The sequence below is a fragment of the Roseimaritima multifibrata genome (assembly GCF_007741495.1).
GTDB classification, from domain to species: Bacteria; Planctomycetota; Planctomycetia; order Pirellulales; family Pirellulaceae; genus Roseimaritima; species Roseimaritima multifibrata.
The window spans coordinates 1,439,694-1,455,409 of sequence record NZ_CP036262.1 but is presented as its reverse complement, the minus strand read 5'-3'; the positions used below and the strand labels follow the sequence as shown (position 1 = coordinate 1,455,409).

Annotated in this window: 9 protein-coding genes; 1 reads left to right on the top strand and 8 read right to left on the bottom strand. The window is 55.0% G+C overall.

Annotation, left to right across the window (positions count from 1 at the left end):
* Together FF011L_RS05460 and FF011L_RS05455 are read right to left on the bottom strand one after the other, a co-directional pair.
* Nucleotides 1-954 carry a ZIP family metal transporter gene (locus FF011L_RS05460; protein ID WP_145350666.1) on the bottom strand — a complete coding sequence of 318 codons (954 nt, stop codon included), beginning with the start codon at nucleotides 952-954 and terminating at the stop codon, nucleotides 1-3.
* 396 nt (nucleotides 955-1,350) lie between these two features.
* On the bottom strand, nucleotides 1,351-2,211 hold the full coding sequence (locus tag FF011L_RS05455) for a hypothetical protein (protein ID WP_145350665.1): 861 nt from the start codon (nucleotides 2,209-2,211) through the stop codon (nucleotides 1,351-1,353).
* Between the two features lie 210 nt (nucleotides 2,212-2,421).
* Here FF011L_RS05455 and FF011L_RS05450 point away from each other — a divergent pair, with 210 nt between their 5' ends.
* Nucleotides 2,422-4,110, top strand: coding sequence for an alkaline phosphatase (locus FF011L_RS05450; protein ID WP_246109762.1), 1,689 nt, complete (start codon nucleotides 2,422-2,424; stop codon nucleotides 4,108-4,110).
* Between the two features lie 12 nt (nucleotides 4,111-4,122).
* On the opposite strand, the gene FF011L_RS05445 is transcribed toward FF011L_RS05450, so the two are convergent.
* The 6 genes from FF011L_RS05445 to FF011L_RS05420 form a co-directional block, all read right to left on the bottom strand.
* Nucleotides 4,123-5,607, bottom strand: a complete 1,485-nt coding sequence (locus FF011L_RS05445) for a sulfatase (protein WP_145350664.1) — start codon at nucleotides 5,605-5,607, stop codon at nucleotides 4,123-4,125.
* 512 nt (nucleotides 5,608-6,119) lie between these two features.
* Nucleotides 6,120-7,025: a transglutaminase family protein gene (locus FF011L_RS05440; protein WP_315851701.1), complete on the bottom strand. Its 906-nt coding sequence runs from the start codon at nucleotides 7,023-7,025 to the stop codon at nucleotides 6,120-6,122.
* A gap of 10 nt (nucleotides 7,026-7,035) precedes the next feature.
* Nucleotides 7,036-9,606, bottom strand: a complete 2,571-nt coding sequence (locus tag FF011L_RS05435; protein ID WP_246109761.1) for a circularly permuted type 2 ATP-grasp protein — start codon at nucleotides 9,604-9,606, stop codon at nucleotides 7,036-7,038.
* 164 nt (nucleotides 9,607-9,770) lie between these two features.
* Entirely contained in the window at nucleotides 9,771-13,136 is a 3,366-nt protein-coding gene (locus tag FF011L_RS05430) for a transglutaminase family protein (RefSeq protein WP_145350663.1), read from the bottom strand.
* Nucleotide 13,137: 1 nt separating this feature from the next.
* Nucleotides 13,138-14,085, bottom strand: coding sequence for an alpha-E domain-containing protein (locus FF011L_RS05425; protein WP_145350662.1), 948 nt, complete (start codon nucleotides 14,083-14,085; stop codon nucleotides 13,138-13,140).
* Nucleotides 14,086-14,184: 99 nt separating this feature from the next.
* Nucleotides 14,185-15,678, bottom strand: a complete 1,494-nt coding sequence (locus tag FF011L_RS05420) for a circularly permuted type 2 ATP-grasp protein (protein ID WP_145350661.1) — start codon at nucleotides 15,676-15,678, stop codon at nucleotides 14,185-14,187.
* Nucleotides 15,679-15,716 lie beyond the last annotated feature (38 nt).

Here is a 15,716-nt window from a genome sequence, read left to right as displayed (position 1 = left end):
TTATCCGTGCAGATCACCTTCGAGAAAACGCAGCAACCAGGCGGCGATCAAGCCAAGCAGCAGCATGGAAGTCAAAGAAAATCGATCGTGAGAGTGAAATTCCATTTCCGGTAGCAAATCGCTTAGTGCGATACAGAGAAACACCCCGGCGGAAAACGCCAACAAGTAAGCGACCGCAGGCCCTGCGGTCAGGCTAAGCCCGGCGTAACACAGGGCCGCCCCTAAAGGACACGCAAGTGCAAAGGCAAAGTTCGCAATTCGGCGAGCCGATTCCGATTTTCCGTTGGCGGCCATCAACGAGGTAATGGAAATCGCATCGAGTGGCTTGTGCAGAAAAACGGCCAAGAAGGCTCCGAACCCTAACAACAAGCTCGACCGTCCGGGATGGGACGCGTCCATCATGACTGCAGCGGCCAGGGTTACGCCATCGATCAAGGTATGGATCGTAAGGCCAAGCAAAACCCCAAGCCATTTGGCGTTGCCACCAATTCCGGACTTCTTGACATGGCCCCCGGCGGCAGGTCCCGAATGGTCGCCGGAGCCGGAGTCCGCATGGGCATGGGCATGGCCGTGATCGTGTGAGTGTTCCGCATGGTCGTGATCATGGTCTTCGTGGTCACAGGTCGGCTGAAACGCCGTTTGCTCGCCATGGTGGTGATGATGGAACAACCGCAGCATGGCAAACATCATCACAATTCCCAACATCATTGCCAGCATGACGTTATCGACCGAGACGGTGCGACCAACATCGTGTAATGCGTGGGGGAGCAGGTGGAAGACAGCCGTTCCCAGCATCACGCCTCCCACAAGGCTGATAATATGCTGCATACCGGTATGCGTGATCCGAAGTCGCTGAGTGATCCCTCCCCCTGCCAACGAAGCAACGACCACCGCGACGCAGTACGCCACCAAGATCGTGATCGGCAAATTTGGTCCAGAGAACAGGGCTAACATAGCGACCCAGAGAAAGCGCCCACGCGAGAAGGAGCTTCCGCGCTAGGAGTAACGAAAAAACAAGAACAAAACATCCAGCAGACTTGCTGGCATTGTTTGGTCTGACCACTAATTTCGCAAGCGGACTGGTTCCTGCCGCGGTTCGGCAAACCGGCCATAGCGAGCCGGAACCGGGTGGGCTGTAAGCAGAGAACGGCGAAAACCCAATGCCATCTACTTTCTTAGCGGAACGGCGCGCGCCGTCCGGCAATCGTATTGAAAACACAATGAATTTGCCGGTCGGCTTGCGCCGATCCGCGAGGAAAACCGCCCGCAGGTGCCAAAGTAGAGGGCATTGGGCGAAAGCCGTCCTGTCGCATGATGAAGGGCACTGAACGTGCGCCCCGAGAGAGAAGGCTACCTAGCCGGTCGCGCGGTGTCCAGCAAAGCGGCAGTTCTTGTGCTGCGTTGATAAACACTGCGGCTCTGTTCGGCGAATTTCTCTCGGATCGACGGATCGACCTGTGGCAGGCGGTTAGCCAGATCGACCATTCCTTCCGGATTGGTTGTGGACGTACGAGAGATCTGGGCAATAAACCGAGCGGTTTCGGTAAAATTATTGTCGGCGGTCCGACCAATCAGCCCGCTTAGTGTACGCGCGACCAGATCGGCCCCCAGACTTCCCAGCTGAATGAAACAGTCCAAGGTCCCGACAACGTGTACCGTCCCATCGGGCTGCTTGATATAGCGACTATGCAAGACAAAGACGCCGGCCCCCTTGATCGGTTTGGCGACCATTGGCCCGGAGTATTCACCTTCGGCGTAAAACAGGTGGGTGGCATGATCCCCGTAAACCAGGTCCATCACGCAGTCGGTCCCCGCATTGTCGTTCGCTTCCAGCTTAAATGGAGCGGTTCGCTGGGTATGGACTTTGGTAATTCCCATGACCTCCCAAATCCCGACCATGACTTCAGGATGCCGGACCAAAAAGATAAACATTTCGGGGTCGCAGTCGATTCTTTGCGACGGCAAACGGCGGAAGAGCGTTGGAGAGGCTATAATTCGTTGGATTCGCTGCTGAGCCACTTGGGTCAGGCGGTCCATGGGAATTTGCCGAGTCGCCTCTTGGCGTGTTCTCTGACTGGTATCGGCTTCACCAATGGTCTGAATCAGCGAAGACGAAATCGCGTCCTGCCCCAGACATTTGGAGAAGGAGCCCCCCACCCATAGCATTAGGCAGCCAAGCGTCACTATCGACAAGACGTTATGACGTGGCATACGGATTCGGGGCTGAGGTCATTGAACCGTCCCAGTCACGTGACCAAGACGCTCGTAACGATTATTCGGCTATTGGGTGCCGACCAGCTAAATAAATCCAGTTAAATAATTCCAGCTATGATGGTCCGATCGATTATCTTGCGGACAGAAGCCCCTCTAGTTTCCCTCCATTCAGAAAACCATCCCACCTTGCGACCCTAGGTTTTTTCAATGCAAATGCATCTTACCACCCGACTTGCCAGCACCCTGTTTGCGGCTTCCCTTGGCTTAAATTCAGCCATCTTTGCAGCCCCGCCTGCTCCAGATGCTAGCGAAGCCACAAAACCGGCCTCGGTTCCGACCTCGCTTGAGGGAGACCCCATCCGAGAAATGCAGGAAGCTTCGATGGAATCGAAAGAAGTTTCCTTCGGACACTGGGGGACCGCCCCTAGCCGCTACTCCGCCTGGACCAGTCACTCCAATCGCTTGATCCCGGTTTACACCTTTGGGATGACGATGGACAAACTGCGGAACGAAGGGAGCCTTTATCAAGACGAAGAACGACTGGAAAAGCTATTTGGCGCGGTCCCCGAAAACACGCTGAACCCCGACGCCAAATATTTTGACCAAACCGATGTCTATCGTCTGCAGGAGCAGGCGGTTAAAGCAGGCAAAAAGAAAGTCATTCTGATTGTCTTTGACGGCATGGACTGGCAAACCACGCGTGCGGCTGCGATCTACAACAAAGGATCCGTCAGCTACAAGGAAGGTCGTGGGACAGGATTGTTCTGGCAAGATTACCCGGGCACCGAAACCGATTTTGGATTTTTCGTGACCTCTCCACTGCGTGGCGGCGTCAAAACCGACGTGAACGGGCAGATTGTGCTCGGTGGGACGGGGGAAATTACGGGCGGCTACAACCCCAAACTAGGAGGCGACACTCCCTGGGCTCCAGCAGCATCCAGAGACTACCTGTTGGGCCAAGATCGGACGCAGCCACACACCGTGACCGACAGCGCTTCTTCCGCAACGTCATTGACCAGCGGCGTCAAAACCTACAACGGGTCGATCAACTTCAAAGCCGACAGCAGCCATGCTGAACCGATTGCTCACAAACTGCAGCGTGAGAACGGATTTGCCATCGGCGTCGTGACAAGCGTCCCGGTCAGCCATGCAACGCCCGGAGCTGCATATGCCCACAACGTGACTCGCAACGACTACCAAGACATCTCTCGCGATTTACTGGGCCTGCCCTCCAGTTCGCACCGCACCGATCCGCTTCCTGGCGTCGACGTGTTGCTAGGCGGAGGCTGGGGCGAAATAAAAGCGAAGGACAGCAACCAGGGCGAGAACTTTGTCCCCGGCAACCGAATCATCGCCGACGGTGACCTTGATCGAGTCGCTGAAAAAGGAGCGGTCGTCGTCCAACGAACCCCCGGCAAAAAGGGAAACCAAATTCTCCAAGATGCTGCTGAAACGGCTCGCAAAGAACGTCGACGCCTGGTCGGATTCTTTGGCGTCGGAGGTGGACACCTTCCCTTCCAGACAGCCGACAAGAACTACAACCCAACGGTCGACGTCAAAGGAGCCGAAAAATACTCCGCCGCCGATATCGAAGAGAATCCTAACTTGGCCGAACTGGCGACCGCCGCCCTCGATGTCTTGAACGAAGACGAAGAAGGTTTTTGGTTGATGGTCGAATCGGGCGATGTTGACTGGGCAAACCACGCCAACAATCTGGACAATTCAATCGGTGCGGTACTCAGCGGCGACGAAGCGTTCGCCGCGATTGCCAAGTGGGTCGAAGCCCATGATGCGTGGGACGAAACGGCGATCATCCTGACCGCCGACCATGGTCACTACCTCAACCTGACCGATGCTAAAAAGATCGCCGATGCCAATCCCTCGGCCGACAAATAGGACGCCAGAATGTTATTCCCATCGGTTGTCCGGATCGATGGGTTTTCCTTCCCAAATGAACTGCTCGCCATCTTTTACCAAAATCCGGTGAGCACTCCCCGGAGCGGGCGGCAAATTGATAAGCGGCAGCCACTCCTTGTGCGCGGCAATGACATCCGCGTACTGCGGGTCGCCCGCTAGGTTTTCATATTCATTGGGATCGGTTTGCATGTCGTACAGTTCTTCCGCTCCGTCCGCATAGCGGATGTAGCGGTAGCGGACCGAGCGAACGGCATGGTTGTTCTGGTTATGCGTCGTGATTGCTGGCCGCTGCCGAATCGCGTTTTCGGGATCCAGCAACTGCGGCTTTAAAGAAATCCCTTCAACGTCGCTTGGTGGCGTTAAGCCAGCCAAGTCAGCTAGCGTTGGATAGATATCAAGCAATTCAGCTGGCTGGCCCGTCCGGCGATCCTGAGGGATCGAGGGCCCTGCGAAAATCAAGGGGACGCGAGTTGAGCGATCCCACAACGAATTCTTCCCGGAGATCCCTTTTTCGCCCAGGTGATAACCATGGTCGGACCACAGCACGACAATCGTGTTTTCGGCTTGCCCTGATTCTTCCAAGGCATCCAATACCCGACCGACCTGACTGTCCACGAAACTGACCGAAGCTAAATAGGCCCGGACCAATGGCTTCAGTTGATCGTGCTTGCGAAGCCAGCTCGTACGAGGCTCCGGGAGTGTCCAGTGGATGAACCAAGAAGAGTCCGGGGTATCGGAGCGATCATTGGCCAGAATCGAAGGCAGTTCCAGTGACTCCAGCGGATAGAGGTCAAACCATTTTTGCGTCGCATAGCAGGGAACATGTGGCAAGAAGAAACCGACCGACATGAACCACGGTTCCGAAGAATCTTGGACTTGCAATTGATCGCACGCCCAGCTGGCAACTTTGTAGTCCCCCTTATCTTCGTCACGATGCGGGAACGTTCCCCAGTCCATCAAAGGATGGTTTCCCATCGGGGTTGGAGGGATCAGTTTTTTAGGTGGCTTCACACCAACGCCAGCAGCTGGCCCCCACACATCCGCTTCTCCCTGCTCCTGCCTTCCGTAGGGGCCGTGATATATTTTGCCGCCGATTTCCGTGTGGTACCCATGCTTGGCAAAGTACTGCGGAAGGGTTTCCAAGTCGCTCAATTCGGGAACCTTGCGAAACCAGGGAGCCAACCCATAAACGCCCGTCGAAGAAGGACGTCGCCCCGTCATCAGACTGGTCCGTGATGGATTACAAAGCGGCGATTGACAATGTGCGTTGGCGAACGTGACACCACGAGCCGCCAAGCGATCCATCGCCGGGGTTTGAACTTGCGGATGCCCACGCAGTGGCCCCACCCAGTCATTCAGGTCATCGATCGCAATCATCAAAACATTGGGACGACTTGCACGACTGTCGTCAGCGGCAGCGACCGCTCCAGCCCAAAGTAGTATCCCAAGCGAGCAAAGCAAGAAGCGAGCGGACATAAAAGGTTCTCGTCAAGGAAAGGAACATCAAAAGAGGGGACTCAATGATTTTACTCGCTCGCTCTCGCCACCGGGAGAATCGATCCCAAACAAGGCAATTCCAAGTCCGCCCATTCTTAGCGGAACGGCGCGAGCCGTCCGGCAGTCGCTCCGAAAACCAAACGAATGTGCCGGTCGGCTTGCGCCGTTCCGCTAACAAAATCGTCCGCCCCTGCTTAGCGGAACGGCGCGAGCCGTCCGGCAGGCGCTCCGGAAACAAAACGAATGTGCCGGTCGGCTTGCGCCGATCCGCTAACAAAATCGTCCGCCCCTTCTTAGCGGAACGGCGCGAGCCGTCCGGCAGACGCTCCGGAAACCAAACGAATGTGCCGGGCGGCTTGCACCGATCCGTTAACAATATCGCCCGCCCCTTCTTAGCGGAACGGCGCGAGCCGTCCGGCAGTCGCTCCGGAAACCAAACGAATGTGCCGGTCGGCTTGCGCCGATCCGCTAACAATATCGCTCGCCCCTGCTTAGATAGGAGCGACGTCTACGGAAACACTCAATTTGGTAGCTCCGCCACCCAACACAACACCTCGCATTGGAGTGACTTCACTGTAGTCGCGTCCCAGGCAAATCGGGATGTGATTGGTATTGGCCGGACAGGCATTGGTTGGATCCATGTCCAGCCATCCGAGTGCGTCCCCTGCGTACATGCTAATCCATGCGTGAGATTCGTCGGCACCGACCAACCGCGGTTCCCCTGGTGGAGGGACGGTCCTTAGGTATCCGCTGATGTACCTTGCAGGAATCCCGATAGAACGCAGGCAAGCGATCTGAACATGTGCAAAATCCTGGCAAACCCCCGCCCGGAGCTCAAAGGCTCTGTCCGTGGTTGTGTTGACGTCGGTCGCCGTCACATCGTACTTGAAATCGTCGTGAATCCGTTTTGTCAGTTCGATTCCGGCTTCCACCAACGGTCGTCCCGGAGTGAACGATTGCCGGGCGTATTCTTCGTAGGTCGGACCAAGCGTGATCCGAGGCGAATCGAACTGATACTCCTGCGCGATCAACCAGCGTCGGTCTTCGGTCGCTTTGATCCGTTTGACAATCGATTCCCACGCGGGCGATTCTTGATTCAGGACATCGCCCGTCTGATGAACCGTCACTTCGCTGTTGACCATCACGGTTAATTCTTGATGGAGCGATTCAATCGCAAACGAAAGGACTCGATTACCGTAGTAATCCGTATGCTCATGCAGCACGGTCGGTTCAGGATCGATCCAAGTTTCCACTTGGTGGCATTCCAACCCCGACAGTCGTCGGGTAAAGGAGCGTGGCATCATCCTCAATTGATTTTGGCAGATCGCAACCATCGACGCATAGCGATAGTGTGTTCGATGAGCAATACGATAGTGTGCCGATTCAGGAATCGTCATGATTTTACGGCTATTTCGGCAGAGTGGAGGCGGCGGCAGCGGTTAGGCGACCAGTCAATTCCTGGCGTCCACCGGTATGGAGCAAGTACCGAGCGGCGATCAAATCCGAGACTCTTGGCAACTGTTCAATTAAATCGCTGAGCAGTGCCTCTAAAGCCGGTCGATTCCCCTTGGCATCGGTTTCCGAAAGTTGCTGAGGATCGGACATTAAAGTTTGGTGAGCCAACTGACGGACAAGTTTCTGATCCTCACCAAGGCCGAACTGGCTGTCTTCCGTTGGCAGCTCGTTCAACAACCAGCACATCTTGTTCAACTGGAATTGGATCGAGCGGGGATTGGAATCATCATTGATCATCAGATCGATCGCCGCACAAGGCTGTAACTGCAAAAGATACCGTGCTCGATAGGTCATCAGGCTATCGGTCGCTTGCAGCAGGGATTCCAACAGAGGGCGTTCATCGAGAATAGGATTCTGCAATGTTGCCAACAGCAATTCGGCTGTTTGATAAGCCCTTTCGATCCGCCGGCCCAATTGCATGAATCGCCAACCGTGAGTCCGAGTCATGCTTTCACTAGCGACCCCTGACAAAGCCAACAGGTCCGAGATCAATCCATCCAACCGATTGATTGCGGTCCCAATATCCAGCTGCAAGTCGGCTCGCGGTGCAACCAGATGCTCGTGAATTTTGTGAATCATCCGGTACGCATCCAAAGAGATGCGATCGTGGACGGCCGCCGCGTTCTCCACCATCCCGACAATCCCAGCTCGCAAATTATAGGGATTGTCTTGACGATAAAGCGATTCAGGCAGCGCCGATTCAAGTGCCGGCAAGAGGCTACCGAATTCTTCGATCGCATGATCGGGTTCGATTTGCCCAAGGGCAGCCAGTGCCGCGACCATCCGAGGCAGTTCCGGCATTTCGCTTGTTTCGGTTTCACCAGCGATCCGAAACAAGATGCACCGCAACAGGCGAGCAATGATCTCGGTCCGCTCCGCACTTCGGCCAAACCAGAAAAGACTCTCTGCGACACGGCTAGGCAGTTCTGCTCCGCCACGCACCAAACGAACCGGCTGGCGTGAAGAAGATAGCAGTGACGTTTCATGGTCGACCGGTTCATTCGCTACCACCCAGCAATCCTGCCCTAACCTACCGGTGGTCGGGTTTTGATCCAGCGACGCGGAATCGGGGCTGACCCGCACCAGGCCGCCCGGTAAAACGGCGATTTTGGATTCGGTTTGAACATGGAATGATCGCAGGGCGACGTGCCATGATTGCATTTGTCCATTGTGCCAGACCGGCGTAACGCTTCGCGAAGGACGTTGCTGGGCGACGTACTGATGGGGATTGGCTTTGATCTTCCGTACCAATTCTGATTTTTCCTCCGCGGTCATCTCTGCGGGCACCAACGCGGAGTGGCGGGTGACGAAAAACGCCGGACGAAGCATCAGAGAATCTAGATTTTCAAGAACGTACTTACATTCCTGCTCCCCGCCGCACCAATAGGTGGCGATGCTGGGAAGAATCGGGGTTTCTTGAAAGAGGAACTGTGAAGCCGCCGTCAAAAAAGGAAGCAAAGCGGGCATCTGCGACAGATTGGTACCGATACTATTTGCGACCGCGACCCGTTTGGCGCGTATCGCCTGAAGCAATCCAGTGACGCCCTGCTGGGAACTGGGATTCAATTCTAACGGATCGCATTGTCGGTCCGAGATATGTCGCCAGAGCACGTCGATCGGCACCAAGCCACCAAGGGTCTTCAGGTTCAGTCGATTTCCACGAACCGCTAGATCTCGGCCTTGAACCAGCGTGTATCCAAGGTAGCGAGCCAGATACGCATCTTCGACATATCGGTAACTCTCTTTCCCGGGCGTCAGAATCGCGACTCGAGGGTTTTCATTCCTGTGGGGCGACAAGGAATTGAGATGTTCTTGCAGCGTACTGAAGAAACCAGCCAACCGTGTGACATTGCTGCGACGAATCAATTTTGGGGAAACACGGCTGGTAATCACTCGGTTCTCAAGGGCATACCCCAGCCCACTGGGAGCCCGCGTGCGGTCGCCGGTCACCCACCACTTCCCATCACTTGCTCTAGCCAAATCGGTCGCGCTGATATTCAGCCGTGGACCAAGATGTGGCAATTCATGATAGGTCCTCGGATACTCCGGATTTGCACTCAGCAATTCCGCTGGCAAGATCCGCTCTTTGAGCAAGTGTTGCGGCCCCAGCAAATCGGCCAGTACCGCTTCCAACAGTCGGACCCGCTGTTGCAGACCGGTTTCCAAATGAGACCAGGTCTGCGAATCCAAAACGAGCGGAATCGGGCCAAGCTGCCACGGCCGAAGGGAGCTTTGGCCACTTCCAACCGTCTGGAAATTGGCTCCACTTTCTCGAACCAAACGCTCCGTTTCCGCCGCCGCATTTTGCAGCCCCTGCGTCCCTCGTCGATTAAATCCATCGACGATCGGCTGCCAACCAGGTCGAATCGTGCCATCGGCCAGACGGCATTCATCGTAGGCTTTGCCGACGGGACGCTGAACGTCGAATGGAGGGGCGGCTTGGACCACAGGAGGGGCTGGCAAAGGAGGACCACATACTGGAGGGAAAATAGAGGAAGCGCAGTTACGAATGTCGCCCCCAAGCCCGGGCCCATTTTAGATCGCAACCCTCCTCTGGCAAAGCATGAATCGGGTGATCTAGCCGCAGCAAGTGCTGCGGCTAGCTTAATTTACCGATTACGGAGGATTTAGCGAGCGATTCGCCTTAGATCCAGAGTGACCGGGTAATCAAGTGCACCATGAGGCGGAGCCGGATGGAGATCGGCGATCACACCGCTGGTCATCCCAATGGTTTCAAACCGAGCCGCCCGCCGTGATTCCGCTTCATTCGCATTAATCGGGAAGCGATCGGTGCCACGCCCGCCCGGATGAGCAACGTGGTACGTACACCCACCGATCGAACGGGCATTATTAAGATCGACAATCTCCACACGCAGCGGAGCGTGAATCCCTATCGTCGGATGCAAGCAACGGGGCGGCTGCCAAGCGCGGAATCGAATCCCCGCAACATATTGCCCCTCAACGCCCGTGGGGTGCATCGGAACGGGCACTCCGTTGCAGAGGATCCCGTACCGAGTCGCATCGAATTGATCGACCAGAACCTGAATGCGTTCGACCGACGAATCGACGAACCGAGCGGTCCCCCCTCCGGCAGGTTCTTCGCCCATCACGTACCAAGGTTCGATCGCTGAATGCAATTGCAAGCGAACCCCTTGGTAGACGACTTCTCCAATTTTCGGGAAGCGAAATTCATGGTGTGGCACAAACCACATCGGGTCGATCGATGCACCGTTTTCAAAAGTCTTCAATTCGGCGATGGCGTCGCATAGATCCTGCCAAACGAAGTGAGGCAACATGAACCGGTCATGCAAGGCAGTCCCCCAGTGCGACAGCGGCCGTTGGTTGGGCTGTTTCCAGAAGGCCGCCACAATATTCCGAATCAACAATTGCTGAGCCAGACTCATACGAGCATGCGGCGGCATTTCAAACCCACGCAATTCAACCAACCCCAATCGGCCGGTGACACTATCGGGCGAATACATTTTATCAATGCAAATTTCCGCTCGGTGCGTGTTCCCGGTCAGGTCGACCAACAGATCGCGGAACAGTCGATCGACCAACCACGGCGGTATCTTCTCTTCACGCGACGGAACCTGCTGAAGGGCAATCTCCATTTCGTAGACAGCATCACGACGGCTTTCATCGAACCGCGGAGCCTGACTGGTCGGGCCGATGAACCGGCTGCTGAAAAGATACGAGAATGCGGGATGGTTGTTCCAAAACCGCAGCATACTTGCCAACAGATCGGGACGCCGCAGAAATGGGCTGTCGCCCGGAGTTTTACTTCCTAGGACGATATGGTTGCCGCCTCCTGTACCGGTATGCCGACCGTCCAAGTCAAATTTATCGGTTCCCAAATGACAGTGACGCGCTTCTTCGTAAAGCGTTTCGGTCAGGTGAACCAGTTCACTCCATGATTCCGATGGCTGCGTATTGATTTCAATCACTCCGGGATCGGGAGTGACCTTAAAGATTTCGACGCGGTGGTCCGGAGGCGGTAGATAGCCTTCGATGATCACCGGTAAATCCAACGCCGCACAGGTCGCTTCGACGGCCTCGATCAGATCGAGGTAATCTTCCAGACGTTGCGTTGGCGGCATGAAGACATGCAGGCGACCGTGCCGGCATTCGACGCACAGCGTCGTCCGCACCACCACATCGCTGGTTGGCAGGTTGTCCTGATCTTCCTCATCCAAGACTTGTGGATTGATTGGGTGCGAGTGATCACGCTCTGGATCGGCACGTGCGCCATCGCGAACGACTTCAGGTTCGTTCCCCTTCGGCAGATGCCCACTGCTGGGCAACGGGCCTCGAGGAGCCATCGGATCAAATGGCAGCGTATCTAAGTTGGCCGTCGCCTCACTAGAGGACGGCAACGACCCCAACGGCAAACGCAAGCCAATCGGGGAATCCCCAGGGATCAGATAAACCGTTTCGCTACGGACAGGCCAACGACCACCGATCCAGCCCGCCTGAGCCTGCCACCAGGCTCGTCGCAATGGCAGCACATACCCAACGGCCGCTCCCAATCCACTTTGGAAGGTGCGGATCATCATCGCCCGCTCGTTGGGATCGGCAAGCTTGGGGTCCTTGGGATCAACATCGATCGGCAACTGGTTTTCGCGCCACAGGTAATGAAACGTATCCTCATAGACGGGAAACGTCATTTTCGCGCTGATGTTTAGTTCTCTGGCCAGGTGCTTTACAAAATGGCCAGCATCCTCGGGCGTGTGCTTGTAGTCTTTCCCTTCATCGGCGATCCACTGCGGGTCTTTCCAAATCGGTTCTCCATCCAGACGCCACAAACAGGACAAAGCCCAGCGCGGCAACGATTCCCCGGGATACCATTTCCCTTGGCCGTAGTGCAGCAACCCACCGGGAGCAAATTGATCACGCAAGCGAAGCAGCAGCACATTGCTAAGGACCCGTTTTTCTTCTCCGACCGCTTCGGTATTCCACTGCGGGTCTTCCATGTTGTCGGTAGAGACAAACGTCGGTTCGCCTCCCATCGTCAGACGGACATCTTCCGCTTTAAGATTCGCATCGACCTCTTCCCCGACCTTTAGGATTTCGGCCCACTGGGAATCGGAGTAGGGTTTGGTAACGCGAGGATCTTCGTAATAGCGAGATACCGACATAGCGTGGTGGAATTCGACATCACATGCCTCATGTCCCCCGGTAATCGGGGCCGCCCCGGTGTATGACGGAGTGCAAGCAAGGGGGATATGCCCTTCACCAGCAAACAGTCCACTGGTCGCATCCAGCCCGACCCAACCGGCACCGGGAAGAAAGACTTCGGTCCAGGCATGCAGGTCACAAAAATCGGTATCGGGGCCGGGTTCGCCAAACAACGGTTTTTCATCCGCAGCCAATTGAATCAAGTACCCTGAAACAAACCGTGCAGCCAAACCGATCTGGCGAAAGGATTCCACCATCAGCCAAGCCGAATCACGGCACGATCCACTGCTCAGCTGTAACGTTTCTTCCGGCGACTGGACGCCCGGTTCCATTCGCACAAGGTAATCGACGCGGTCCTTGAATTGCTGATTGACTTCGACCAAAAAATCGACGATTCGGTCGGCTTTGGTCGGCAGGGACTTAACCCATTTGGCAAACAGTGGCGTTGGTTCAGAAACCGCCAAATAAGGATCCAGTTGTTTCTTTAGATCGGCATCATATTCAAAGGGCCAACAATCACTTTCCTCTTCGACAAAGAAGTCAAACGGATTGATGACGGTCATATCCGCGACCAAATCGACCGTGATTTTCAGGTGCGAACAAGGATCGGGAAAAACCATGCGAGCGATTGGATTTCCATAGGGATCCTGCTGCCAGTTTTGAAAGTGATCCCCCGGTTCGATCCGCAGGCTGTAAGCATCGATTGGAGTCCGGCCATGGTAGGCAGGACGCAATCGAACCAACTGCGGGCCAACCTTAATTGGTCGTGAATAGCAGTATTCGGTTTCGTGGTGCAGTGCGACGCGAATAGTCATATCAGTGAGTTTCCACCTGAAAAAAGTCTAGGTTCATCGCTTTGCCAATTTCATTCAATTCCGTTTGCATGTCATCGATGAATTGATGCATACCAATTTCAAGAACCTGCTCAACCTGCGTTGCCAACAGGTGTTCGCATAGGCGATCCGCAAGCGGAAGTGCAGCAGATTCTGAATCTTGCTTGGAAACGGTTTCGATCTGCTGCAAAGAATCTCGCAACCACAAGACGCAGAACAACACCGACCGAGGAAAAATAGGGTTGAACAGAAAGAACTCGATCACTTTCTCAACACGGATCAGATGATGCTTGTGGCGATAGGCTTCAAACCCACTGATCGCAGACAGCAGGGCGGACCACTGAAGGTCATCCACCGCGGTCCCAACGTCTTCGACGCGAGGCAAAATATTGAAGTACTTAACGTCCAGGATCCGCAGTGATTTATCGGCGCGTTCAAGCAGCCGCCCCACATTGGCAAAATGCCAAGCGATCCCACGCGGCATCGTACTATCGACGACCCCGGTCCACTGAATGGCGTGCCGCCGGACCGAATCAAAGAAGACTTGAGGATCCCTCACGGCCGGGGATTGGGCCGAGGTGCTGACGAACCGGTAGAATTCATTCAGCTGCTCAAAGGCTTCCGAAGAAATCGATTCACGTACTCCCCGAGCGTTCCCCCTCGCCTGCCGCAGGCTGGAGAGCATCGAATTTCCGTACGTCGTATCGAAAGCCAAAAACTGGGTCACATTTTCCGCATTCATAACCCCATAACGTTCTGCGAACAGTTCGTTGTCGGCGGTCACCTGAATCAACGGAGCCCAAGGATCGACAAGCGTATCGGGTTGGTCAAGAATCAAATGATGAGTCACTTCCAAGAAACGCGCCAGGTTTTCGGCCCTTTCTACCTGACGACTCATCCAGTAGATCGACTCTGCGACTCGTGAAAGCATAAGATCCCTTTCGGGGAATACCGGCAAACAATCATTAAACAAAAGTAAACAGCAGAGGCGTCAGACCTGACGTGAGTAAGTGCCCCCAAACCGCCGGGACTAGATTTCGGCGACCGCTTGGCCAGGTTCGGCGGCAACCCAGGTATCTTTGCTTCCACCTCCCTGCGATGAATTCACCACCAGGGACCCTTTTCGCAAAGCAACTCGAGTCAGGCCGCCGGGCATAACCCAAATATCATCGCTACCGCACAAGATGTAAGGACGCAGATCGACATGCCGTCCTTCGACGCCATCGCCAACAACGGTCGGGACGCGAGACAACGAAAGGGTTGGCTGCGCCACAAAATTCCGAGGGTTTTCTTTGATCTTCGCGGCGTAAGCATCCCGTTCTTCTTGAGTCGCATGCGGCCCGATCAGAATTCCGTAGCCTCCGGATTCGTTGGCCGCTTTGATGACCAATTCATCCATGTGACTGAGCACGTATTTGCGATCCTCTTCCCGGATGCAGACATACGTTGGGACGTTTGGCAAAATCTGTTTCTCGCCCAAGTAGAAACGAATCATATCCGGCACGTAAGCGTAAATCACCTTGTCATCGGCGACCCCCGTCCCCGGGGCATTCGCCAGCGAAACGTTCCCCGCTCGGTAGGCTCGCATCAATCCCGCAACGCCCAACACCGAATCCTTGCGAAAAACTTCGGGGTCCAAAAAGATGTCATCGATCCGCCGATAGATCATATCGACCTGCTGCAGCCCTTCGGTCGTTCGCATAAAAACGAAGTTGTCTTTGACAACCAGATCGCGACCTTCGACCAGTTCGATTCCCATTTGCTGAGCAAAATAGGAATGTTCGTAGTAGGCACTGTTGTAAACGCCCGGCGTCAAAACCACGACCGTTGGATCGCTTACCGATGGAGGTGCCATCTGACGAAGCATCTGGTACAGGCGTGCCGGGTAATCGTTCACCGGCCGCACCTGAGACGCCTGAAACACCTGCGGAAAGTTCTTTTTCATCAAAAAGCGATTCTGCATCACATACGATGCTCCGGAGGGACACCTCAGGTTATCCTCCAGAACATAAAATGCGCCTGAATCGTCTCGAACCAAATCGGTTCCCGTCACATGACACCAGACATCATTGAAAGGTTTCAATCCCATGCACTGAGGGAGAAATGTTGAAGCCGAATCGATCAATTCGCGTGGCAGGATCCCTTCCTTAACAATCGCTTGTTCCGAATAGATATCGGACAAGAACATATTCAAGGCCTTGATCCGCTGCTTCAGGCCCGCTTCGATGTGGTTCCATAAAATGGCCGGGACGATCCGCGGAATGATGTCAAACGGCATGATCTTTTCCGTCCCAGCGCTATCGCTGTAGACCGTAAAAGTAATCCCCATTTCAAACAGCGAGCGTTCAATGGCGGACTGGCGTTTTTTCAGTTCTCCCGGAGGCATCCGGTTCAGAAGATCGACCAAGGCGGTTGCATCCGGCCGTGGACTGCCATTTGAATTAACAAGTTCATCGAAAAAGTTGGCCGTGTCGTAGCCGTTAAGAAAAGTGGCTGACGACTGCGATTGTTTTTGATTTGCCATGAAAAGCGCCACGATGCATCGTTCGGAAACGTAAGCCA

Coding starts and splice junctions, on each gene's coding strand:
- FF011L_RS05460 (WP_145350666.1), bottom strand. CDS start 954: ATGTTAGCCCTGTTCTCTGGACCAAATTTGCCGATCACGATCTTGGTG.
- FF011L_RS05455 (WP_145350665.1), bottom strand. CDS start 2,211: ATGCCACGTCATAACGTCTTGTCGATAGTGACGCTTGGCTGCCTAATG.
- FF011L_RS05450 (WP_246109762.1), top strand. CDS start 2,422: ATGCAAATGCATCTTACCACCCGACTTGCCAGCACCCTGTTTGCGGCT.
- FF011L_RS05445 (WP_145350664.1), bottom strand. CDS start 5,607: ATGTCCGCTCGCTTCTTGCTTTGCTCGCTTGGGATACTACTTTGGGCT.
- FF011L_RS05440 (WP_315851701.1), bottom strand. CDS start 7,025: ATGACGATTCCTGAATCGGCACACTATCGTATTGCTCATCGAACACAC.
- FF011L_RS05430 (WP_145350663.1), bottom strand. CDS start 13,136: ATGACTATTCGCGTCGCACTGCACCACGAAACCGAATACTGCTATTCA.
- FF011L_RS05425 (WP_145350662.1), bottom strand. CDS start 14,085: ATGCTTTCACGAGTCGCAGAGTCGATCTACTGGATGAGTCGTCAGGTA.
- FF011L_RS05420 (WP_145350661.1), bottom strand. CDS start 15,678: ATGGCAAATCAAAAACAATCGCAGTCGTCAGCCACTTTTCTTAACGGC.